Annotated in this window: 18 protein-coding genes; 3 read left to right on the top strand and 15 right to left on the bottom strand. The window is 64.6% G+C overall.

Going from position 1 to position 22,736, the window contains the following annotated elements; all coding sequences use genetic code 11:
* Positions 1-54 precede the first annotated feature (54 nt).
* The 3 genes from xdhC to xdhA are packed head-to-tail and all read right to left on the bottom strand — an operon-like array spanning position 55 to position 4,672.
* Complete coding sequence (gene xdhC, locus ACK5IR_RS00760) at positions 55-1,014, bottom strand: xanthine dehydrogenase accessory protein XdhC (protein WP_416924903.1); 960 nt, start codon at positions 1,012-1,014, stop codon at positions 55-57.
* Positions 1,011-3,299: a xanthine dehydrogenase molybdopterin binding subunit gene (gene xdhB, locus ACK5IR_RS00755; protein WP_416924901.1), complete on the bottom strand. Its 2,289-nt coding sequence runs from the start codon at positions 3,297-3,299 to the stop codon at positions 1,011-1,013. The genes xdhC and xdhB overlap by 4 nt, the downstream gene beginning before the upstream one ends.
* Positions 3,296-4,672: a xanthine dehydrogenase small subunit gene (gene xdhA, locus ACK5IR_RS00750; RefSeq protein WP_416924898.1), complete on the bottom strand. Its 1,377-nt coding sequence runs from the start codon at positions 4,670-4,672 to the stop codon at positions 3,296-3,298. Before xdhA ends, xdhB begins: the two co-directional genes overlap by 4 nt.
* A 315-nt stretch (positions 4,673-4,987) precedes the next feature.
* Between xdhA and kduD the strand changes: the two genes are divergently transcribed.
* Positions 4,988-5,716 (top strand): 2-dehydro-3-deoxy-D-gluconate 5-dehydrogenase KduD, encoded by a 729-nt coding sequence (kduD, locus tag ACK5IR_RS00745; RefSeq protein WP_416924896.1) that lies wholly within the window; start codon positions 4,988-4,990, stop codon positions 5,714-5,716.
* Positions 5,717-5,780: 64 nt separating this feature from the next.
* On the opposite strand, the gene ACK5IR_RS00740 is transcribed toward kduD, so the two are convergent.
* Complete coding sequence (locus tag ACK5IR_RS00740) at positions 5,781-7,403, bottom strand: ribulokinase (protein ID WP_416924894.1); 1,623 nt, start codon at positions 7,401-7,403, stop codon at positions 5,781-5,783.
* A gap of 150 nt (positions 7,404-7,553) precedes the next feature.
* Between ACK5IR_RS00740 and araC the strand changes: the two genes are divergently transcribed.
* Entirely contained in the window at positions 7,554-8,564 is a 1,011-nt protein-coding gene (gene araC / locus ACK5IR_RS00735) for an arabinose operon transcriptional regulator AraC (RefSeq protein ID WP_416924892.1), read from the top strand.
* An 18-nt stretch (positions 8,565-8,582) separates the two neighbouring features.
* Here araC and araA read toward each other — a convergent pair whose 3' ends face one another.
* From araA to chvE, 5 genes are all read right to left on the bottom strand, one after another.
* A complete protein-coding gene (gene araA / locus ACK5IR_RS00730; protein WP_416924890.1) occupies positions 8,583-10,091 on the bottom strand; it encodes an L-arabinose isomerase in 1,509 nt (502 codons plus the stop codon).
* A gap of 89 nt (positions 10,092-10,180) precedes the next feature.
* A complete protein-coding gene (gene araD, locus ACK5IR_RS00725; protein WP_416924888.1) occupies positions 10,181-10,879 on the bottom strand; it encodes an L-ribulose-5-phosphate 4-epimerase AraD in 699 nt (232 codons plus the stop codon).
* A gap of 110 nt (positions 10,880-10,989) precedes the next feature.
* Positions 10,990-12,207: a multiple monosaccharide ABC transporter permease gene (gene mmsB / locus ACK5IR_RS00720; protein WP_416924886.1), complete on the bottom strand. Its 1,218-nt coding sequence runs from the start codon at positions 12,205-12,207 to the stop codon at positions 10,990-10,992.
* Positions 12,208-12,211: 4 nt separating this feature from the next.
* A complete protein-coding gene (mmsA, locus tag ACK5IR_RS00715; RefSeq protein ID WP_416924884.1) occupies positions 12,212-13,738 on the bottom strand; it encodes a multiple monosaccharide ABC transporter ATP-binding protein in 1,527 nt (508 codons plus the stop codon).
* 78 nt (positions 13,739-13,816) lie between these two features.
* Entirely contained in the window at positions 13,817-14,905 is a 1,089-nt protein-coding gene (chvE, locus tag ACK5IR_RS00710) for a multiple monosaccharide ABC transporter substrate-binding protein (RefSeq protein ID WP_416924882.1), read from the bottom strand.
* Positions 14,906-15,372: 467 nt separating this feature from the next.
* Here chvE and gdhA point away from each other — a divergent pair, with 467 nt between their 5' ends.
* Positions 15,373-16,722: an NADP-specific glutamate dehydrogenase gene (gdhA, locus tag ACK5IR_RS00705; RefSeq protein ID WP_416924880.1), complete on the top strand. Its 1,350-nt coding sequence runs from the start codon at positions 15,373-15,375 to the stop codon at positions 16,720-16,722.
* A gap of 69 nt (positions 16,723-16,791) precedes the next feature.
* Here gdhA and ACK5IR_RS00700 read toward each other — a convergent pair whose 3' ends face one another.
* The 6 genes from ACK5IR_RS00700 to ACK5IR_RS00675 form a co-directional block, all read right to left on the bottom strand.
* A complete protein-coding gene (locus ACK5IR_RS00700; RefSeq protein ID WP_416924878.1) occupies positions 16,792-17,226 on the bottom strand; it encodes an RbsD/FucU family protein in 435 nt (144 codons plus the stop codon).
* Between the two features lie 42 nt (positions 17,227-17,268).
* Positions 17,269-18,075, bottom strand: coding sequence for a DeoR/GlpR family DNA-binding transcription regulator (locus tag ACK5IR_RS00695; RefSeq protein WP_416924875.1), 807 nt, complete (start codon positions 18,073-18,075; stop codon positions 17,269-17,271).
* 170 nt (positions 18,076-18,245) lie between these two features.
* Positions 18,246-19,310, bottom strand: coding sequence for an ABC transporter permease (locus tag ACK5IR_RS00690; protein ID WP_416924873.1), 1,065 nt, complete (start codon positions 19,308-19,310; stop codon positions 18,246-18,248).
* The gene (locus tag ACK5IR_RS00685; protein WP_416924871.1) at positions 19,307-20,860 is read right to left on the bottom strand and encodes a sugar ABC transporter ATP-binding protein; all 1,554 of its coding nucleotides are present in this window, start codon (positions 20,858-20,860) and stop codon (positions 19,307-19,309) included. Before ACK5IR_RS00685 ends, ACK5IR_RS00690 begins: the two co-directional genes overlap by 4 nt.
* Positions 20,860-21,513: a DUF2291 family protein gene (locus ACK5IR_RS00680; RefSeq protein WP_416924869.1), complete on the bottom strand. Its 654-nt coding sequence runs from the start codon at positions 21,511-21,513 to the stop codon at positions 20,860-20,862. The genes ACK5IR_RS00685 and ACK5IR_RS00680 overlap by 1 nt, the downstream gene beginning before the upstream one ends.
* 110 nt (positions 21,514-21,623) lie before the next feature.
* On the bottom strand, positions 21,624-22,565 hold the full coding sequence (locus tag ACK5IR_RS00675; RefSeq protein ID WP_416924867.1) for a D-ribose ABC transporter substrate-binding protein: 942 nt from the start codon (positions 22,563-22,565) through the stop codon (positions 21,624-21,626).
* Positions 22,566-22,736 lie beyond the last annotated feature (171 nt).

Here is a 22,736-nt window from a genome sequence, read left to right as displayed (position 1 = left end):
TGGCGACGACACCGGGATAGGCCTTTCGCAGCCCCTGAACGGATATCAGCGCGGTCACGCGGGGCGATCCATGGCTGCCTCTCGACTCGTTTGGCTTGCCCCTAGTAAGCGCGCGACCACCCCGACCGCAATGGCATGCGGATGTTTACCAAGGGACGGATCGCCGATCGGGCAGACGATGCGCGCAATCGAGGCGTCGGTGTGGCCAAGCTGCCGCAGACGCGTGCGGAAACGGGCCCATTTCGTCGCCGATCCGATCAGCCCGGCAGACGCAAAGCCATGGCCGAGCAGCGCATGGCAGAGTTCCAGATCGAGCGCGTGCGAATAGGTCAGAATCAGGTGATGAGCGTCCTGTGGCGCGTGACGGACCGTGCGAACCGGATCGGCGGCGACAAGAACGCGTGCCATGGTGTCCGCCTCGGCCGGAAATCTGTCTTGCGCGGTGTCGATCCAGGTGATGTGCCAGTCCGGCAGCGGCGACAGCGTCGCCACGATGGCCCGCCCGACATGGCCCGCGCCATGGAGCCACAACTGGTGACCCGGAACCGGCAGCGGTTCGGCCAGCCAGCCGTCGAGCAGGCGGAGGCCGGGTGCGATGGTGCCGTTGCGCAGACCGGCGCGCAGCCGCCTTACCGAAAGCGGGGCTTCCCGGTCACCGCCCACCGGCCGCAGGCAGATGCCGCCGGCGATGAGGCCAGGCAGTTTTTCGAGTGCCCTCGCATCGAACACTTCGGTCACCAGTGTCACCGCGCCACCGCAGCACTGGCCGAGGCCGGGGCCGAGCGGGATGCGCGCAACCGTACCATGCCCGGCTGCCAGCAGATCGCGTGCCGTGGCGATGGCGGTGAATTCCAGCGCCCCGCCGCCGATGGTGCCGCTTTGCCCGCCGGCCCAGACCAGCATCGCGGTGCCCGCCTCGCGCGGCGCCGATCCGGCGGTTTCGGCGATCACGATGCGTGCGATCCGTGTCTGTGCCGCAACTGCCCGCCGGAGCGCTGCCAGATCGAAACTCATGCGCGCACCCGTTCGATGGCATGAAGGACACGCTCCGGTGTTGCCGGCGCATCGAGCGCCGGATAACCCGGACCGCAGGCCGCCACCGCATCCGACAGCGCCATCAGCACCGAGATGCCCAGCATCAGCGGCGGCTCGCCCACCGCCTTGGAGCGATAGATCGTCTCTTCCCGGTTGGGCCTGTCCCAGAGCGCAACGTTGAAGATATCGGGCCGGTCCGGACAGGCAGGGATCTTGTAGGTCGAGGGGGCGTGGGTCATCAGCCGGCCCTTCGCGTCCCAGACCAGTTCCTCGGTCGTCAGCCAGCCTGCGCCCTGAACATAGCCGCCCTCGATCTGGCCGATATCGAGCGCCGGGTTCAGCGAGTTGCCCGCATCGTGCAGGATATCGGTGCGCAGGATGCGGTTTTCCCCGGTCAGCGTGTCGATCACCACCTCGCTCACCGCCGCGCCGTAGGCGAAATAGAAGAACGGCCGGCCGGTTCCGGCGATCCTGTCCCAGTGCAGGCCGGGTGTCTTGTAGAAGCCCGCCGCGCTGAGGCTGACGCGCGCGAGATAGGCCTGCATCACCACCTCGTCGAAGGGAACCGCCTCACCCGCGACATGGACCATCCCGTCCTCGAAGCGAACCGATGCCGGGTCGGTCTGACGGGTTTCGGCCATCAGCCCGGCCAGCCGCCCGCGGATTTCGTCGCAGGCGGCCCTGACCGCCATGCCGTTCAGATCGGTGCCCGATGAGGCGGCTGTGGCCGAGGTGTTGGGCACCTTGCCGGTATCGGTCGCGGTGATCTTCACCCGCCCGATCGGAACGCCGAAGCGGCTGGCCGCGATCTGCGCGATCTTCTGGAACAGGCCCTGCCCCATCTCGGTGCCGCCATGGTTCAGGTGGATCGACCCGTCGTTGTAGACATGGACCAGCGCGCCGGCCTGGTTGAGATGGCTGAGGGTAAAGGAGATGCCGAACTTGACCGGTGTCAGGGCCAGCCCCCTTTTCAGGATCGGATTCGTGAAGTTCCATTCGTCGATCGCGGCGCGGCGCGCGCTGTAGCCCGAGCTTTCGGCCAGTTGCGCCACCAGAGCGTCGAGGACAAAATCCTCGACTGCCATGTGATAGGGGGTTGTCTGGATCGCCGGCGCACCGGTCGCGTCGGCATAGAAATTCGCCCGCCGCACCTCGAGCGGGTCGCGACCGACCGCATGGGCGATATGGTCGAGCACCCGTTCGATCCCCAGCATGCCCTGCGGGCCGCCGAAGCCGCGAAAGGCAGTGGCCGACTGGGTGTTGGTGCGCAACCGGTGCGAGGAAATGCGCGCGTTGCGCAGCAGATAGGCGTTGTCGGCATGCAGCATCGCCCGGTCGGCGACCGGCGGCGACAGGTCGAGCGACCATCCGCAGCGGCAGTACTGGTCGAAGATCACGCCGTTGATTCGCCCCGCCGCATCGGTGCCCACACGGTAGCCGATGCGGAAATCGTGGCGTTTGCCGGTGATCGTCATGTCGTCGTCGCGGTCGTAGCGCATCTTGCAGGGCCGGCCCGTGATGCGTGCCGCCACCGCGCAGGCGACCGCCAGCGCATTGCCTTGGCTCTCCTTGCCACCGAAGCCGCCGCCCATGCGCCGCACCTCGACCCGGACGGCGTGCATCGGCACCCCCAGCCCTTCGGCAACCTTGTGCTGGATCTCGGTCGGGTGCTGGGACGAGCAGTGCACCACCATGTCGCCGCCTTCCTGCGGCAGGGCGAGGGCGGCCTGACCCTCGAGGTAGAAATGCTCCTGTCCGCCGATGTCGATCGAGCCTTCGAGGATAAGCGCGGACGCCGCGATCGCCGCCTCGGCATCGCCCTTGGAATAGACGCGCGTCTCCTCGAAATACCAGCCTGCGGCAAGCGCGTCGTCGATGTCGAGCACGGGCGCGCGTTCGCTATAGCCGATTGCGGCCATCCGTGCCGCCCGGCGCGCCGCGATGTGACTTTCGGCGATGACGAGAAAGAGCGGCTGACCGAGATAGAAGACCTCGCCCGAGGACAGCATCTCCTCGTGAAAGGCGGGGGCGGGCGAGATATCGTTTTCTGCCGGCAGGTCTGCGGCGGTCAGGACGGCGACAACCCCGGGCGCGGCGCGCACCGCCGAAAGATCCATCGAGACGATGGTGCCGGCCGCAACGGACGAGAGGCCGAAAGCAAGATGCAGGCACCCCGACGGCACGGGAATATCGTCGAGATAGCGCGCCTGACCGGTCACATGCAGATGCGCCGCATCATGCGGAAGGGGCTGGGCGACACTCATGCGCGCACCTCCAGCACGCTGGCGGGAATGCCGGCGCGTTCCGCGAAATACCGGCGGAGCATGTTCTTCGCCGCACCCAGGCGGTAGCCGGCGCTGGCGCGCATGTCGGACAGGGGTGTGAAATCTGCGGCAAAGGCCGGAAGGGCGGCGGTGATGGTGGCCTCGCTCCAGGGTTTGCCGGTGAGCACGGTTTCGACATGCACGGCGCGTTTGGGAATGCCCGCCATGCCGCCGAAAGCGATGCGGGCGCCGGTAACAATGCCGTCCGCGACCGTGATATTGAAACAGCCGCAGACCGCCGAAATATCCTGATCGAAGCGTTTGGAGAGTTTGTAGCAGCGCAGCGTATCGGGTTGGCGCGGAATGCTGACCGCCTCGACGAACTCGCCCGGTGCGCGGTCCTGCCGGCCGTAATCGAGGAAGAAATCCTCGAGCGGCAGGCTGCGGCGCACCGGGCCGTGGCGCAGGTGCAGCGTGGCGCCAAGCGCGATCAGGGCCGGCGGACCGTCGCCGATAGGCGATCCGTTGGCGATGTTGCCACCCAGGGTCGCCGCGTTGCGGATCTGGACCGAGGCGAAGCGGCGGAGCAGTTCGGCGAAGCCGGGGTGATGGGTGGCCATGACCGGTTCCAGATCGGACAGGGTGACACCGGCGCCGATACGGATTGCGTCGTCGGCGATTTCGATCCGCTGCAGGTCGGCGCAGCGGCCAAGAAAGGCCACCGGCCCCAGATCGCGCAGCCCCTTGGTGACCCGGAGCCCGACATCGGTCGCGCCGGCGATCAGCGTTGCCCCGGGATGGGCCACATACCAGGTTGCGAGCGCGTCGGAGGAGGTGGGCAGGGCCACCTCCGCCTCCTTGCCCGCGTCGGGGCAGAGCCCCTCCGGCGCATCGTCCATCCAGTCCGGAACGAGCTGGCCGGCGGCGGCTTCGGCGGCGCGGACGATGGGCGCATAGCCGGTGCAGCGGCACAGGTTGCCGGCAAGCCGGGTGTCGTGATCGGTCTGGCCGTTGGCATGGGCCACCGCCATCGAGACCACGAATCCCGGGGTGCAGAAGCCGCACTGGCTGCCGTGGTGATCTATCATCGCCTGCTGGACCGGATGCAACTGCCCGCCGGGGCCGGCGATGCCCTCGATGGTGCGCACTGCCTTGCCCTGAAGCTGCGGCATGAAGAGCAGGCAGGCATTGAGGGCGCGCGCCGCCCCCGACCGGTCGGTGACCATGACGGTGCAGGCGCCGCAATCGCCCTCGTTACAGCCCTCCTTGGTGCCGGACAGGCCGCGTTCCCCGCGCAGCCAGTCGAGCAGGCTGCACGTCGGGCCGGCGCTGGCACTGACGGTTTCTCCGTTGAGCCGAAAGGTGATCTCCATTTGATCGTCCGCCGCGATACCGGTGATTTGTCCAATGCACCCCTTCGATGCGGCGTAGAAAGGGAGCGGTCCTGTTCAGTTAGTCAGGAAAGCGAAATCGCAGCGGCAATGCAAGTGCCCCGGAGACCGGCTGCGGAAGCCCTCCCCGATAATGATCAGCCAAAAAGTGCCGGCCCGCGGTGATGGCCGTAGCGAGGTGATCCACGCGGATTGCCCCGGGGGGCGGTATAATCCGCCGCGGTACTTCTGTGCCGCCGCGGAACACGGTAACAAGGCGCCGCCCGATACCGAAACGACTGTAATGGAGAGGTTCAGATGATCTCGTTCTCGCTCGAGGGGAAAACCGCGCTGGTGACCGGCGCCAATACCGGCATCGGACAGGCGATCGCCGTGGGACTGGGCGGGGCGGGGGCGCATGTGATCTGTGCCGGACGGTCGTCCTGCAACGAAACGGTGGGGATGATTGACAGCGCCGAATCGCTCAGGCTCGACTTCGCCGATCCGATGGCGGCGCGCGAGGTGTTCGGTGGCAGGATCATCGACATCCTTGTCAACAACGCCGGCATCATCCGCCGCGCGGATTCGGTGGAGTTCGGCGAGGCCGACTGGGACGACGTGATCGACGTGAATCTCAAGGCGCTGTTCTTCACCTGCCAGGCATTCGGCAAGGCGGTGCTGGCGCGCGAGGGGCGCGGCAAGATCGTCAACATTGCATCGCTCCTGTCGTTTCAGGGCGGAATCCGCGTACCGTCCTACACCGCGTCGAAACATGGCGTGGCCGGGCTGACGAAGCTTCTGGCGAACGAATGGGCGGCGCAGGGAATCAACGTCAATGCGATCGCGCCGGGCTATATCGCGACCGCCAATACCGAGGCGCTGCGCAACGATCCGGCACGCAACCAGGCGATCCTCGATCGTATTCCGGCGGGCCGCTGGGGCCGGCCCGAGGATATCGCCGGGACAGCGGTGTTTCTTGCCTCACCCGCAGCCGATTACATCGACGGCGCGATCTTCAACGTCGACGGCGGTTGGCTGGCGCGCTGAACCGTCGGCAGAAAACACTCCGGACGGTGCTGCCGTCCGGGGTGGTCGCATTTCCCGCCGGAACTCAGAAGTCGTTGGCGAAGGCGCCCAGCCGCTTGTAGTCGGCATAGATTGCCTCGTATTGCGCGGCGGCCTCGGGATTGGGCCTGAACACCTTTTCGACCGGGCTCAGCATTGCGTTCTTTGCCGCTTCGATATCCGCGTGGCCACCGGCGGCGGTGGCGGCAAAGATCGCCGCGCCACGGGCGCAGCACTGATCGGATTCGATGATGCTGATTTCGCGGTTCATCACGTCGGCACAGATCTGGCTGATAAGGTTGGATTTTCGGGCGATGCCGCCGATGCCCACGACCTTCCTGACCGGGATGCCCTGTTCGACGAAGCGTTCGATGATCGCGCGGCCGCCGCAGGCGGTGGCCTCGATCAGCGCGCGATAGACCGAGGGCGCGCTCGACCCCAGATGCAGCCCGGCGATCATGGCGCGCACCGTCTGGTCGGCATCGGGCGTGCGCCGCCCGTTCAGCCAGTCGAGCGCCCGCTCGCCAAGCGCGCCGGGCGGCAGTTGCGCCGCCTCGGCTTCGAGCGCGGGCAGAAGCGACCCTTTCCTGCCGGTACCGGTGCGGCCCCAACTCAGCAGTTTTTCGTACCAGGCGAAGACATCGCCGAACGAGGACTGGCCGGCCTCGAAACCGACGTAGCCGCGCATGACGCTGCCGGGAACCTGCCCGCAAATGCCGCGCACCAGCGTATCGCCAACCTCTTCGGGCGGGGCCATCAGGATGTCGCAGGTCGAGGTTCCCATGACGCGGACAAAGGAATAGGGCTCGATCCCCGCACCTACCGCGCCCATGTGGCAGTCGAAGGCCCCGACAGCGACGGGAATTCCCGCCGTGATCCCGAAGCGCCCGGCCCATTCCGGCGTCAGCCGGCCGGCTTCCTGGTCGCTGGTACGGGTCTCGTCATAAAGCGGCATCGGAAGGTTGCCGAGCACCGGATCGAGCGCGGTCAGCCAGTCGCGCCCCGGCAACCCGCCCCAGTCGCTCGACCACAGCGCCTTATGCCCCGCCGCGCACTGACTGCGCACGATCTTGTTCGCGTCGTCCACCCCGGTCAGCAGGGCAGGGATGTAATCGCAAAGCTCGACCCAGTTCGCGGCGGCGCGGAAGGCGGTCGGATTGCGCCGGGCCACGTTGAGGATCTTTGCCCAGTACCATTCGGACGAATAGATGCCGCCGACATACCTGATGTAATCGGGGAACCTGCCCGAGGCGCAAAGCGCGTTGATCTCGGCCGCCTCGGCGACCGAGGTGTGATCCTTCCACAGGATGCACATCGCATCGGGGTCGGCGGTGAAGCCGTCCTTGAGCGCCAGCGCCGTTCCGTCGGCAGCGACCGGCAGTGGCGACGAGCCGGTGGTATCAACGCCGATGCCGACGATTTCGGGCCGGTCGGCGCCGAATCCGGCCAGCGCGCCGCGAACGGCAGCGGTCATCGCCTCCATGTAATCGGCGGGATGCTGGCGGAACTGCTGCCGGGCGGGATCGCAGAACCGCCCCTCGGCCCAGCGGGGGTATTCGGCGACGTCGGCGGCAAGCTCCTCGCCGTCGGCAACCCGCACGACGACCGCCCGCACGCTGTCGGACCCGAAGTCCAGCCCCAGCACACAGGATTCACCCGATACAGCCATTCCAGAATCTCCTCCTCGATCTTCGGCGGATCGCGCAAGTTCATGGACGATCCGGTCAGGCCTGCCCGCCACTAGACTTTTCCATGCCGGCCGATTGGTTTATGGTAGTGGGCGCGCGAAACGGGGACAATGCAGCATCGGGCTGGAGACATGGACGATCATTCCACATTCGATCCGTCGCAGGACCCGCAGGTCCGTCGTATTTTTCGCAAGCTCGCCTTCATCTCCGGCCCGCCGGACGGCGATACCCAGGTCGCCCCGCTGTTCCCGGGCTTCCGCTTCGATCTGCGGCTGGTGGCCGGGATCACGCCGATCGAGCGGGATGGCGCGCTCGATTTCTTCATTGACCGGCCGGATGGCATGAAGGGCTGGATCATCAACCTGACGGTCGACGGTGTCGGGCAGGTGTTCGACGGGGCAGCGACCTTCACCGTCAAGCCCGGCGATCTGCTGCTTTTTCCCCCCGATGTGCGCCACTATTACGGCCGCGCCGCGGAGGCCGACAAATGGTGGCATCGCTGGATCTATTTCCAGCCGCGCGCCTTCTGGAGACCGTGGCTGGAGTGGGAGCGGCAGTCGGACGGTGTCTTCCTGCTGCGCGACAGCGGCGAATTGCAGTTCAGCGACATGTTCCGCCTGTTTACCGAGGTCGAGAAATGGTCGGTGCTGGATGACAACCTGTCGATGGACCTCGCGTTCAACCGGCTGGAGCAGATCCTGCTGTCGTGCGCGCGCGCCGACAGGGCGCTGCGCAGCACGACCACGGTGGTCGACGACCGTATCCTTGCCGCCTGCACGCTGATCACCGAGAACCTGCACAAACCGCTGGGTGTGAAGGAGGTGGCCGAACACGTCTGCCTGTCGCCGTCGCGGCTGTCGCACCTGTTTCGCAAATATGTCGGTACCGGGGTCGTGCAGTGGCGCGATGCGCAGCGCGTGCAATATGCGATGCAGATCCTGCGGATCACCAACATGCCGATCAAGGCGCTGTCGCAGGTGGTGGGATACGACGATCCGCTCTATTTCTCGCGGGTGTTCCGCAAGCACACCAACCTGAGCCCGCGCGCCTTCCGCGAACGGAGCATGGAAGCGGCGGCGCTTGTGCAGGACCGGGAAAAGGAGGCACCGCCGCCTGCGGTGCCTCCGGTTGGTGACGCGTAGCGCGAAACGGCCTGGCGCTCAGGCGCGGATGCCGTGGGCGAGGTGCCAGTAGACCTCGTTCATGCGCAGATCCTGGCGGAAGCGGTCGATTGTGGTATCCGCGTCGATCACCGCCAGTTCGACACCGGCGATCGTCGCGAAATCGTCGAGCATTTCGGTTGTCACATCGTAACTGTAGGCGGTGTGATGGGCGCCGCCGGCCAGAATCCAGGCGTGGATTGCGGTCTTGAAATCGGGTTCGCATTCCCAGACCGCGCGGGCCACCGGCAGTTTTGGCAGATCGGGGTGATCGACGGCGTTGACCGTATTGAGGATCAGGCGGAAACGATTGCCAATGTCGACAAGGCTGGCGTTGAGGGCGGCCCCTTTTCGGGCGTTGAACACCAGCCGCACCGGATCGTCCTTGCCACCGATGCCGAGCGGATGAATCTCCACCCGCGGCTTGCCGATGGCGATGGAGGGGCAGACCTCGAGCATGTGCGAGCCCAGCACCTGCTCGCCGCCGGGCGTCAGATCGTAGGTGTAATCCTCCATGAAGGAGGTTGCGCCGGTCATCCCGTGGCCCATCACCTTGAGGGCGCGCACCAGCGCGACGGTTTTCCAGTCGCCTTCGCCGGCAAAGCCGTAGCCGCGCGCCATCATGCGCTGGCTGGCGATACCGGGCAACTGGCTCAGGCCGTGCAGATCCTCGAAAGTGTGGGTGAAGCCCTTGAAGCCACCCTCTTCGAGGAACGCCTGAATACCCAGTTCCTGCCGTGCGTTGTAGAGCAGCGCATCGTGACGGTCGCCGCCCGGGGCCAGCACCGGATCGACATCGTAGAGCCGAAGGTATTCGGCCGCCAGCGCCGCGACATCGCCATCCGGCATTTCGTTCATCCGGTCGGCCAGATCCATGATGCCGTAGCCCTGAACCGAGAAGCCGAACTTCATCTCGGCGCCGACCTTGTCGCCCTCGGTCACCGCGACATTGCGCATGTTGTCGCCGAAACGGCAGAAGGCGGCGCCGTGCCAGTCGTTCCAGGCCCGCGCGGCGCGCATCCAGGCGTCGATGCGGGCCTGAACCTCGGCGTCCGACCAGTGGCCGACCACCACCTTGCGCGGCAGGCGCAGGCGGGTGTGGATGAAGCCTGCCTCGCGGTCGCCATGGGCGGCCTGATGCAGGTTCATGTAATCCATGTCGATCGAATCCCACGGCAGTTCCGCCTTGAGCTGTGTATGCAGGTGCAGGACCGGCTTGGTCAGGTGGTTGAGGCCGCGAATCCACATCTTCGAGGGCGAGAAGGTGTGCATCCACACGATCACCCCGCCGCATTCGGGATCGGCCGAGGCGCGGCGGCAGACATCGGCGATCTCGTCCGAGGTGGTGACGACACCGGCGAAATCAATGGGCAGCGCCAGCTTGCCGCCGGCCTCGAGCCCCTGTGCCACCGTGCGCGCGCCATCGGCGACCTGCGCCAGCGTTTCGGGGCCGTAGAGGTGCTGCGACCCGCAGACAAACCAGAATTTCAGCGGTTTCAGTCCTATCATGTCCTTGCTCTTTCATCGTGCGGCCGGCGGGCCCGTCCCGCGGCCATATCCGTGTTTGCCGGCGCCGTTTTCCGCGCCCGCTCTGGCATTCAGCCCCTGGCCTGCCCGTACCAGGCGTTGGGGCCGTGCTTGCGTTCGTAGTGATAGTCGAGCACATAATCCTCGAGCGGCTGCGGCTGCGGGCCGGCGATGGTGACGGTCAGCGTGGCCATGCGGGCGGCCTCTTCGAGGATCACGGCATTGCGCACCGCCTCGTCAGGGCCCTTGCCCCAGGCGAAGGGGCCGTGTCCGGCGACCAGAACCATCGGCACGGCGGCCGGATCGAGCCCCTGAAAGCGGCGGATGATCGCATCGCCCGTGGCGGTCTCGTAATCGCGGCGCACCTCATCGGGCGGCAACGGCGCGGTGCAGGGCACCTCGCCCCAGCAATAATCGGCCTGCGTGGTGCCGAGGCAGGGAATGGCGCGGCGGGCCTGCGCCCAGGCAACGGCATTGGTCGAATGGGTATGGGCGACACCGCCGATATCCGGGAAGGCGCGGTAGAGCGCGGTGTGGGTGCGGGTGTCCGACGAGGGCTTGCGCTCGCCCCAGGCCACCTTGTTGTCGAGATCGACCACAACGATATCGTCGATCGTCATTGCGTCGTAATCCACGCCCGACGGCTTGATCGCCATCAGCCCCCGAGCGCGGTCGATCCCGCTGACGTTGCCCCAGGTATAGAGAACGACACCCCGGCGGTTGAGTTCGAGGTTCGCCTCCAGCACGGCCATGCGAAGTTCGAGCAGCATGGGCGGATTCTCCTTTTGCGGCCGGGTCCGTCATCGCCACGCGGCCCGGATGCGGTTGCGGTTGCGCCCGGGCCGGGAGGGGAGGCTCCCGGCCCGGACAGGATCCGGCCCTACCCGGCCTTCTTCTTGTTGTAGACGTCGAAGATGACGGCGGCGAGAAGCACCAGCCCCTTGATGACCTGCTGGTAGTCGATATTGACCGACAGGATCGACATGCCGTTGTTCATCACCCCCATCAGGAAGGCGCCGACGATGGCGCCGACAACCGTGCCGACCCCGCCCGACATCGACGCACCGCCGATGAAGACGGCGGCGATGACATCGAGCTCGAACGCGACGCCCGCCTTGGGCGAGGCCGAGTTGAGCCGCGCGGCAAAGACCAGCCCGGCAAGCGCCGCCAGCATCCCCATGTTGGCGAAGGTCAGGAAGGTCAGCTTCTCGGTGTTCACGCCCGAAAGCTTGGCGGCCTTCTCGTTGCCGCCGATGGCATAGATGCGCCGCCCGAGCGTCGTGCGGGTGGTTACGAAGCTGTAGATGGCGATCAGGATCGCCATCACCACCAGCACGTTCGGCAGCCCGCGATAATTGGCCAGCAGAAGGGTGAAGTAGTTGATCGCGAACAGGATCAGCGCGTTTCTGGCCAGGAAGATGCTGTACGGCTCGTCCGGGGTAGTGACGCGTTCCTCGGCGCGGCGGGCGCGGACATTACTGTAGACCACCCAGAGGCTGAGCGCGGCGCCGAGCACCGCCGTCAGCATGTGGAACCGTCCCGCGCCGAGCGGGTCGGGGATGAAGCCCGAGCTGAGCCGCTGGAAGGTGGTCGGGAACGGACCGATCGACTGCCCCTGAAGCAGCGCCATGGTCAGGCCGCGGAAGACCAGCATCCCCGCCAGTGTCACGATGAAGGCGGGGATTTTCTGATAGGCGATCCAGTACCCCTGCGCCGCGCCGATGACGACCCCGGCGGCCAGGCAGACGATCACCGACAGCAGCACCGGCAGATCCCACGACACCATCATCACCGCCGCCAGCGCGCCGATGAAGCCGACGACCGAACCGACCGAAAGGTCGATATGGCCGGCCACGATGACCAGCAGCATGCCGATGGCCATGATGACGATATAGCTGTTCTGAAGAACGAGGTTGGTGATGTTGAGCGGCTTCATCAGGATGCCGCCGGTCATGATCTGGAAGGCCACCATGACGAATATCAGCGCAAAGAGCAGCCCGTATTCGCGCAGGTTCGCCTTGAGGTAACTTCCGATCGTATGCTTGTTCTGCGCATCGTCGGCCGCAGCCGCTGCGCCCGTGTTCGGCACTTGTTGCATATTCTTATCCATCGCTCTTGAGGATCATGCGCATGATCGCTTCCTGGGTGGCTTCCTTTGCCGGAAGCTCGCCGACGATCCGGCCCTCGTTCATGACATAGATGCGGTCGCACATGCCCAGCAGTTCCGGCATTTCCGACGAGATGAAGAGGATCCCCTTACCTTCGGCGGCCAGTTCGTTGATGATCGTGTAGATCTCGAACTTGGCGTTCACGTCGATACCGCGTGTCGGCTCATCGAGCATCAGCACCTCGGGGTGCGAATAGAGCCATTTGCCCAGCACCACCTTCTGCTGGTTGCCGCCCGAAAGGTTCACCACCTCCTGCAGCATCGACGAACAGCGGATCTTGAGCTTGCCGATATATTCCCGGCTGACCTGCCGCTCCTCGTGTTCGTTGAGCACGCCGCCGCGCGACACCCCTTCGAGGTTGGCCAGCGTCATGTTGTTCTTGATGCTCTCGTCCAGGATCAGGCCGTATTCCTTGCGGTCCTCGGTCACATAGGCGATGCCGAGCTTCACCGCCTTGTCGATATCGCCGACATCGACCTGACGACCGTCGAGAAAGACCTCGCCGCTGATCTTCTGGCCATAGGAATGGCCGAAGATGCTCATCGCAAGCTCGGTCCGCCCGGCCCCCATCAGCCCGGCAATGCCGACGATCTCGCCGGCGCGCAGGTTGAAGTTGACATTGCGGATCAGGTGCCGCTCGGCGTGCTGGTGGTGATAGACATTCCACTGCTTCACCTCCATCAGCACCTCGCCGATGCGGCTTTCGCGCGGAGGAAAGCGGTTGGTCAGTTCGCGCCCGACCATGTCCTTGATGATCCGGTTCTCGATATCCGGGGTCTTGTCGCTGGGAAAGGTGCTGACGGTGTGGCCGTCGCGCAGCACGGTGATCGTGTCGGCGACCTTGGAGACCTCGTTCAGCTTGTGCGAGATCAGGATCGAGGTGATCCCCTGACGCTTGAACTCCAGCATCAGTTCGAGCAGCGCCTCACTGTCGTTCTCGTTGAGGCTCGATGTCGGCTCGTCGAGGATCAGCAGCTCCACCTTCTTGGCGAGCGCCTTGGCGATCTCGACAAGCTGCTGCTTGCCCGTCCCGATATTGGTGACCAGCGTCGCGACGTTTTCCCGCAGCCCGACCTTCGCGGTCAGTTCGGCGGCGCGCGCGAAGGTCTCGTGCCAGTCGATGACGCCGCCTTTTGCCTGCTCGTTGCCGAGAAAGATGTTCTCGGCGATCGACAGTTGCGGAACCAGCGCCAGTTCCTGGTGGATGATGATGATGCCCTTTTCCTCGCTGTCGGCAATCCTGCCGAATTTCTGCAACTGGCCCTTGTAGTAAATCTCGCCCTCGTACTGATGGTGCGGATAGACGCCGCTCAACACCTTCATCAGGGTCGATTTGCCGGCACCGTTCTCACCGACGAGCGCGTGGATCTCACCTTCCTCGACCGTGAGGTTTACGTCGTCGAGGGCCTTGACCCCCGGAAACGTCTTGGTGATGCTCCGCATTTCCAGAATGGCTGTCATTTGTCCCTCCGGCAGAGCGTTAACTCTTTTTGTTGACTGGATGGGGCGGCGCCGCTGGCGCCACCCCTGTGGAGGAACTCACTTGAGCTGATCGGCGGTGTAGTAGCCGCTGCCCACCAGGGTTTCTTCCCAGTTGTCCGCGTTCACCGCCACCGGCTTGAGCAGGTAGGAGGGAACGACCTTGACGCCGTTGTCGTAGGTCTCGGTGTCGTTGATCTCGGGCTCGCTGCCCTGCAGCAGTGCGTCGACCATGCCAACGGTCACGCGGGCCAGTTCGCGCGTATCCTTGTAGACGGTCGCGTACTGATCGCCCCGGATGATCGCCTTGATCGACGGGATTTCGGCATCCTGACCGGTTATGATCGGCATCGGCAGATCGCCGGAGCCATAACCGACACCCTTGACCGACGAGATGATGCCGATGGAAATCCCGTCATAGGGCGACAGCACGCCGTGAAGCTGCCTGTCGGTGTAATTGGCCGAAAGCAGGTTATCCATGCGGGCCTGCGCCGCCGCGCCGTCCCAGCGCAGGGTGCCGACCGTATCCATGCCCGTCTGGCCCGAAACGATGCTGACCTTGCCCTCGTCGACCAGCGGCTGGATCACCGACATCGCGCCATCGTAGAAGAAATAGGCGTTGTTGTCGTCGGGGCTGCCGCCGAACAGTTCGATGTTCCAGACCGCGTCGTCGGGGAAACGCGCCTTCAGGCCGTCGATCAGCGAGGTGCCCTGGATAACCCCGACCTGGAAGTTGTCGAAGGTGGCGTAATAGTCGACATTGGCGGAATCGCGGATCAGCCGGTCGTAGGCGACCACCTTGATATCCGAAGCGGCGGCGTTTTCCAGCGCGGCGGAAAGCGTGGTGCCGTCGATCGCGCCGATGACCAGAACATTGACGCCCTTCAGCATCATCGTTTCGATCTGCTGGAGCTGGTTGGCGATATCGTCCTCGGCATATTGCAGGTCGGTCTCGTAGCCGGCTTCCTGGAACTGCTTGACCATGTTCTCGCCGTCGGCGATCCATCGCGCCGAAGATTTGGTCGGCATCGAGATGCCGACATATCCCTTGTCCGCCGCAATCGCCGGCGCCGCAGCGAGCGACAGGCCGACCGCCAGCGCAAAGGCGCCGGTTGCGAGCTTCGGTGTCCAGTTCTTAAGTCCCGACATGGGGTCCTCCCGGTTTGCGCACCTCTGGGGTGCGGGTTCTGTTGGTTCTCATCCGGTGCGCCCGGCGAAGAGACGGGCACGGCGCGCATATCTGCGCCATGCCGGTTCGACATGGACAAATCCCACGCCGGCACGTTGCCCGTGCCGGATCGTGCGATCCTGCCTGTCGCGATCTCTGCCGGCCATCGTCACGAATGACGGGTTCCAAAACTTGATAAGTCTCTTCCTCCTGCCGGCATTCTGCCGATCCTGCCCGATTTGGAAAGGCGCCATCTGGTCGAAGATATGGATTATCTTGCCGGGTGATGCGCCGGCGCATGGGCCGGGGGATGCCCCCTTTCCTCCGGAACGCCCCGGCGTCCGGTTGCGGCGGCGCACAGATATGCATCATGTCGCGTTTGATCTGCCCGAAAAACAACCTAACAGGCAGAAACATGTTTCATACAGGGTGATATGCGAGGTGATCGATGACCCAACTCGATGAAAAACTGGAGCCGGTTCTGGACGAAGTGGCACGCCGCAACCCCGGCGAGCCGGAGTTCCTCCAGGCGGTGCGGGAAGTGCTCGAAAGCCTGGGCCGCGTGATCGCCAAGCGCCCGGAATACGCCGACGACGCGCTGATCGAACGGATTTGCGAACCGGAACGGCAGATCATCTTCCGCGTACCCTGGATCGACGACAAGGGGAGGGTCTGCATCAACCGCGGTTTCCGCGTGCAGTTCAATTCGGCGCTCGGCCCCTACAAGGGCGGGATCCGGTTCCATCCGTCGGTCAATGTCGGCATCATCAAGTTTCTCGGCTTCGAGCAGACCTTCAAGAACGCGCTGACCGGGCTGCCGATCGGCGGCGGCAAGGGCGGATCGGATTTCGACCCCAAGGGCCGATCCGATGCCGAGGTGATGCGCTTCTGCCAGTCGTTCATGACCGAACTTTCGCGCCATATCGGGGTATATACCGATGTTCCCGCCGGCGATATCGGCGTCGGCGGGCGCGAGATCGGCTACATGTTCGGGCAGTACAAACGGCTGCGAAACAGCTACGAGGCCGGCGTTCTGACCGGCAAGGGCCTGTCCTATGGCGGCTCGCGCGCCCGCACCGAGGCGACGGGCTACGGCAACACCTATTTCGTCCAGTCGATGCTGGCGACGCAGGACCAGAGCTTCGATGGCAAGAGAGTTGTGGTTTCGGGCTCGGGCAACGTCGCGATCTACACGATGGAAAAGGTAGGCATGCTGGGCGGAACCGTCGTGGCCTGCTCCGATTCCAACGGCTATGTGCTGGACGAGAACGGCATAGACCTCGATCTGGTGAAGGAAATCAAGGAGGTGCGGCGCGAGCGCATTGCCGAATATGCGCGGATCAAGGGCACGGGCACCCATTACATCGCCGGTGGCACGGTCTGGGATGTGCCATGCGACATCGCCATGCCGTCGGCGACACAGAACGAGTTAACGGGCAAGGACGCGCGCAAGCTGGTCAGGAACGGTGTGATGGCGGTGGGGGAAGGCGCGAACATGCCCTCGACCCCCGATGCGATCCACATCTTCCAGCAGGCCGGGGTGATGTTTGCCCCCGGCAAGGCGGCGAATGCCGGCGGGGTTGCGACCTCGGCACTCGAAATGCAGCAGAACGCCAGCCGTGACAGCTGGACCTTCGAGCAGACCGAACAACGGCTGGCGACGATCATGCGCAATATCCACGACACCTGCGCCGAAACCGCCGAGGAATACGGCGCACCGGGCGATTACGTGCTGGGCGCCAATATCGCCGGTTTCGTGTGCGTCGCCGAGGCGATGGAAGCGCTGGGCGTGATCTGAGGCGCCGTGCCCGCGACGATGCAGGACCTTTCGTCGTCGCGGGCGCCCGAGCCGGTCCGCCGGTAGCGGTCAGGACGGGCGCACAACGCCCTTCTTCAGGATCAGGTTGCCGTAAAGCCGCCGTTCGCCCGTCTGGACAATGGCATAGGCCGATTTCGTCCGTCCGTAGAAGGCGAACCGTTCGAGCGAGGCGATCCGGGCCGGATTATCCGCGACGTTTTCGATGATCGACTGAAATTCGGCAACCGCCTCGGGGATGGTTTCGGCATCGCCGACGACCTGCATCGCATGCGCCGGGTCGTCGACGAAATCGTCGAGCGGCATGACCGAGAGGATCGCCTCGACCGCAGCGGTGGCGGAAATCCCGTCCAGGCGGATCACCCGGTCATTGCAACTCGCACCGGGGAAATTGGCATCCACCACCGCGATTTCGTCGCCGTGGCCCATCGCGGCGAGCGTGAACAACAGGTCGGGCGAAAGTACGGGGTTGAGACCGATAAGCATGGCGGCACCTTTGCGCTGTTTCCGCGGACCGGGTGGGAGGGGTCAGTCGGCGATCAGAAGTTCGATCCCGCGTAATGCGAACTCCCTGGCGTCCCTGTCCGAGATGCCGTCGTCGGTGACGAAGGTGTGTATCAGTTCGAGCGCACCCAGCCGCGTGAACGAGGATTTGTTGATCTTGGTCGAATCGGCCACGAGATAGACATGCGATGCGGCGTTGATCATCGCCTTCTTCAGTTCGAGATCGGCGAAACTGGGATAGGTCAGGCCGGATTCCGGCCCGACGCCGGCGGTCGCCAGAAAGAGCTTTCCGGCATAGATGTTGTGGAAATACTCGACCGCCTTGTCACCGCTGATCGACAGCGTGGGCGATTTGAACTGGCCGCCCGGCAGGTGCACGGCAAACCCCGGGATGGCCCCGAGAATGATCGCGATGTTGAGCGCGTTGGTGATGACGGTCAGGTTGTGCCGGTCGGCAAGGCGGGTGGCGACCTCGGTGGTGGTGGTGCCGGCATCGAGGATGATGGTCTCTCCATCGCCGACAAGTGCCGCCGCCCGCGCGCCGATACGGCGCTTCCTGTCCATGTTCTCCATGTGCTGTAGCACCATCGCCCCGGGCTGGCCGGGGGTGCGGTTCAGATGGGCGCCGCCGTGCTCGCGCGAGATGTGGCCATCGCGTTCCAGCCGCTCCAGATCCTGACGGATGGTCGCCTCGGAGACCTGGAAGGCCGCCGACAGGTCGCGCACGCGGGCGCTGCCTTCTTCCTGAAGCCATTCGAGTATCTTGCGCCGGCGCGGCTCGGCGAGCAGGCCGGTGATATCCTCCGTGAAGGTAAGTGGCTTCTCCGACACCGGACCTTTCGCCTCCGTTTCCTGCGTCATGGGTGCACGGACCGAAAAGCGACTGTTCGCAGCGGGCTTCGATCACTTCCGTTTTCTGTCACCGTGGCGATTCGAATGCAAGTGCGGCGGAGTCCACCCGGTGCGAGCCGCCCGCCCGGAGGCCGGGCAGGCGGGCATTTCTATTGGTTGAGCGATGCCTGCTGCTGAAGCACCACACGCGCCTGCAACCTTTGCTGCGCCTGATCGACGACAACGGCGGCAATGATGACAAGCCCCTTGATCACCGTCTGCCAGAAGGCCGAGACGCCCATCATCACCAGCCCGTCCGACAGGATGCCGATGACGAAGGCACCGACGATGGTTCCGGCGATTTTGCCGCGCCCGCCCGACATCGACGTGCCGCCCAGAACCGCCGCGGCGATGGCGTTGAGCTCGAACATGTTGCCGGTGGCGGGGTGGGCGGCGACAAGCTGCGAGGTGATGATCAGCCCCACAAGCGCGGCGCAGAAACCTGAGAACATGTAGACCGCGATCTTGACCTGATCGACCCGTACCCCCGACAGGCCCGCAGCCTTCTCGTTGCCGCCGACGGCGTAGATGTGACGGCCGAGCGGTGTGCGCCTGGCGACATATGCCGCCCCGAGCCCCACCGCGACCAGCATCCAGATCGAGATGGGAATGCCGAGGAAATTGCCCGCGCCGATCAGGTAGAAGGTGTTGTTGCCGTATTCCGCGTTACCGTTGAGATTGGGAAACGTCCGCCCGCCCGACGACAGCAGCGCCGCCCCGCGCGCGACATAGAGCATGCCCAGCGTGGCGATGAAGGGGGCGACGTTCAGCTTGGTGATCAGCAGCCCGTTTATCAGCCCGATCAGCGTACCCGCCAGAACGACAACCAGCATGATCTCGATGGTGTTGAACTGCATCGTCCAGCCGAGCCCGAAATCGAGCCCGTTGAGCACCAGCCAGCCGGCCACCATGCCGCACAGCCCGACGATCGAACCTACCGACAGATCGATGCCGCCGGTGATGATGACAAAAGTCATGCCGATGGCCAGAAACGCGTTCAGTGCCACGTGCTTCGACATGATGATCAGGTTCGCGCTGCTGAGAAAGTTCGGGGCGGCAAAGGCGAAGAAGACGAAGACGATGATCAGTGCGATGAAGGTCCGGGCCTTCAGCAGCAGCAGCAGAAGCCTGCCCGAGTTTTTCTTTTCCGTGTCGGTCGCGGGTGCGCTGTTCATAACGCGGTCTCCTTCGAGAGATCCCTAGTGGCCTCGGTCTTGCCGGGCGTGGATGCCGTCACGAGGTCTTCGCTGGTCGCGCCATGCGCGTCGAACTCGCCGGTGATGCGGCCGTCGGCCATGACGATGATGCGGTCGGACAGCGCCATGACCTCTTCGAGATCCGAGGTGATGAAGATGATGCCCAGCCCTTCGGCGGTAAGCCGGCGCATGGTGCGGAACATTTCGGCCTTGGCGCCGATGTCGATCCCGCGCGAGGGTTCGTCCATCAGCAGCACCCTGGGCCGGGTCATCAGTGCCTTGGAAACGACAACCTTCTGCTGGTTGCCGCCCGACAGGCTCGACACCGGGTTCTCGATCGAGGCGACCTTGATCGAAAGCTCCTGCACATAGCTTTCGGCCGCCTTCGCTTCGGCAGTCAGGTTCAGATCGAAAACGGTGGTGAAATCCCGCAGCGACGACAGGGTGATGTTCTCGCGGATCGACAGGATCTCGATCAGCCCGTCACGTTTCCTGTCCTCGGGGATCAGGGCGATGCCGCGGCCGATCCGTCCGGCGACCGTCCTTTCGCGCACCGGCGCACCCTCGACATAGAACGCCCCGCCGCTGCCCAGGTGTTGCGCCATCACGCATTCGAAGAACTCCGACCGCCCCGCTCCCATGAGCCCGTAGACGCCGAGGATTTCACCCGCCCGGACCGACAGCGACACATGATCGACGGTATAGCCGCCGCCCGGCCGTGGCAGGGTGATGTTCTCGGCGCGGAAGACCTCGGGACCGAATTCCAGCACCTCGGTCTTGGGGAAATCCTTCGACGCGCCGCCGATCATGTTGCGCACGATCCAGCCGACGTCGATCCCCTCCATGCTGCGCGCGCCGGTGATCCTGCCGTCGCGCAGCACGGTGATGTAGTCGCCGATGCGCACCAGTTCCTCGAGCCGGTGCGAGATATAGACGATACCCACCCCGTGCGCCTTGAGGTCGCGGATCACGCGGAACAGGATCTCGACCTCGGCCGCAGACAGCGCTGATGTCGGCTCGTCGAGGATCAGGATGCGCGCATCCTGGGCGAGGCTCTTCGCGATCTCGACGATCTGCTGCTGACCGATCCGCAGGTCGCCCAGCGGCGTGTCGGGGTCGATGCTCTCGTGTTCGAGCCGCGCCAGCAGCTTTCTGGTCTCCTCGCGCTCGTAGGTCTGGTCGATATCTATGCCGCCCCTGGTCTTTTCGCGGCCGATGAAGATGTTTTCGGCCACCGTCATGTTGGGAAACAGGTTCAGTTCCTGAAACACGATGCCGATGCCCGCCGCTTCGGCCTGGTTCTTGTTGTGAAAGACGACGGGCTTGCCGAACAGTTCCATCCTGCCGCTGGTCAGTGGCTCGACCCCGGCGACGATCTTCATCATCGTCGATTTTCCGGCGCCGTTCTCTCCCACCAGCACGTTGACCGCCCCCATGTGCAGGTCGAAATCGACGTTCTTCAGCGCGACCGTACCGGGATAGACCTTGATCCCGTTGCGGATCGTCAGACCAACCTCCTGCGTGTCCATCACTGGCCTCCGCCGGCCGAAAGCCGGACCGGTACCAGCAATATCCTGTCGCCCTGTTTCGGCAGGCTGAAGGCGCCGGTGAAGGCGACCGTGGCGCCGATCAGGTCGCCCTCGGGGATATCGATGGCAGCGCTGGCCGCGTCGTTCAGTGCCCGCCCGAGCTTGGCGAATTCGATCTGGTCGCGGAAGTCGGTGAAGACGTAGAAAGTGGTTGCGTCGCGCAGGGCGGTTCCCTTGACGACAGGGCCAAGCTGGATCGCCAGATCGGCGGCATTGTCACCGTCGATATCCACGTCGAGCGTGGCGGCACGCGAGTCGCGCTTCGAGGCGACCACGGTGCCATTGCCGGTGGCGACGAAGTTCCACGGGCTGCCTTCGCTCGATTTCGGGATGCCGAGGCTTTCGCCCGCCGCATCGAGGTCCTGCGCGACGGCCGCGATCACCGCGCCGATGTCCTGCGCCTTTTCGTCCATGTAGGGCAGCAGTTTCGGCTCGTAGGTTTCGGCTGCCAGCGCCGCCATGCGCTCGTCGTCGGTCATGTTGGCGGCGGCATGTTCGGTGTCGTCCGGGTCGGGGTTCTTTACGATCTTGCAGCCGGCGACCATGGGCAGAAGCGCCACGATGCAGGCGGCCGTCATCAGGGTCCGGGTCATGTCGAACCTTTGCGAAACGGGGTGGTGCGGTGCCGGGCGAGGTCGGCGATCCGCGAAAAGGTGGCCCGGCGCAAAGGGGAGCAACGCGCCGGGCCGGGTGGCTGAAGCCGTCAGTCGGCCAGCGCAAACGTTTCAAGCTTGGAGGCGTTGTCGCCGTTGATGAGGATACAATCCATCAACTGCTTTTCCTCCATGCCCGTCGAGCCGGTGGTCAGGTACTTGTCCGCCTGCTCGACCGCGAGTTGCGCTTGGCGATAGGCCGGCTGCAGCACCGTGGCCCTGATGCCGCCTTCGATGATCGAATCGCGCACGTCGTTGGAGCCGTCGAAACCGACCACGATCACATCCTCGCGGCCGGCGGCCTTCAGCGCCGCCCAGGCGCCCATGGCCATGGTGTCGTTGCCCGAGATCACGCCCTTCAGATCGGGGTTGGCCTGAAGCATGGTCTCCATCACCGTATAGGCTTCGGTCTGGGACCAGTTGGCCGATTGCTGGGCGACCATTTCCATGTCGGGATACTGGTCGATCACGTCGTGATAACCCGAGGAGCGGATGCCGGCGTTGGTATCCGATTCGCGGCCCAGAAGTTCGGCGTATTTGCCTTCCTCGCCCATCAGGGTGACGAATTCCTCGGCGCCGAGTTGCGCGCCCTGATAGTTGTTCGAAACGATCTGGCTGACCGCGACGCCGCTGGCGGTGATCTCGCGGTCGATCAGGAAGGACGGGATGCCCGCGTCCTTGGCGCGCTGCACCGCCGAAACGGTGGCATCCGCGCCGGCATTGTCGAGAATGATCGCCTTCGCGCCACTGGCAATGGCGGAATCGAACAGTTCGGACTGCTTGTTGGCATCGTCGTCGTGGACCATGACAAGCGTTTCATAGCCCAGTTCCCTGGCCTTTGCCTCGGCGCCGACCGCTTCTGCCTTGAAGAAGGGGTTGTCGTGGCTGGGGGTGATGATCGCGATCAGCCCGTCTGCCGCGGCAAGGCCCGGCAGGGCGCCGGCCATGCCGAGGGCAAGCGCGGATACCAGCAGTCTGCGTTTGATGTTCATGAGTTCCTCCATGTGGAAAGCCGTCCCCGGTTCATGCGGGGCTCCTCCGCGATAAATAGACTTTGACTTTTGAATTTTGTCAATTGCTTTTGTTTTGATACGCATGCGCCGAAAAGCAGCACTGAGTGCGTTTTGATTGCCGCGAGTGTAATCGTGAACTTTGTCGGGGTG

The sequence above is a fragment of the Tropicimonas sp. genome (assembly GCF_047971885.1).
In the GTDB taxonomy this organism is placed as follows: domain Bacteria; phylum Pseudomonadota; class Alphaproteobacteria; order Rhodobacterales; family Rhodobacteraceae; genus Tropicimonas.
This window is presented reverse-complemented; position numbering and strand designations above follow the sequence as displayed.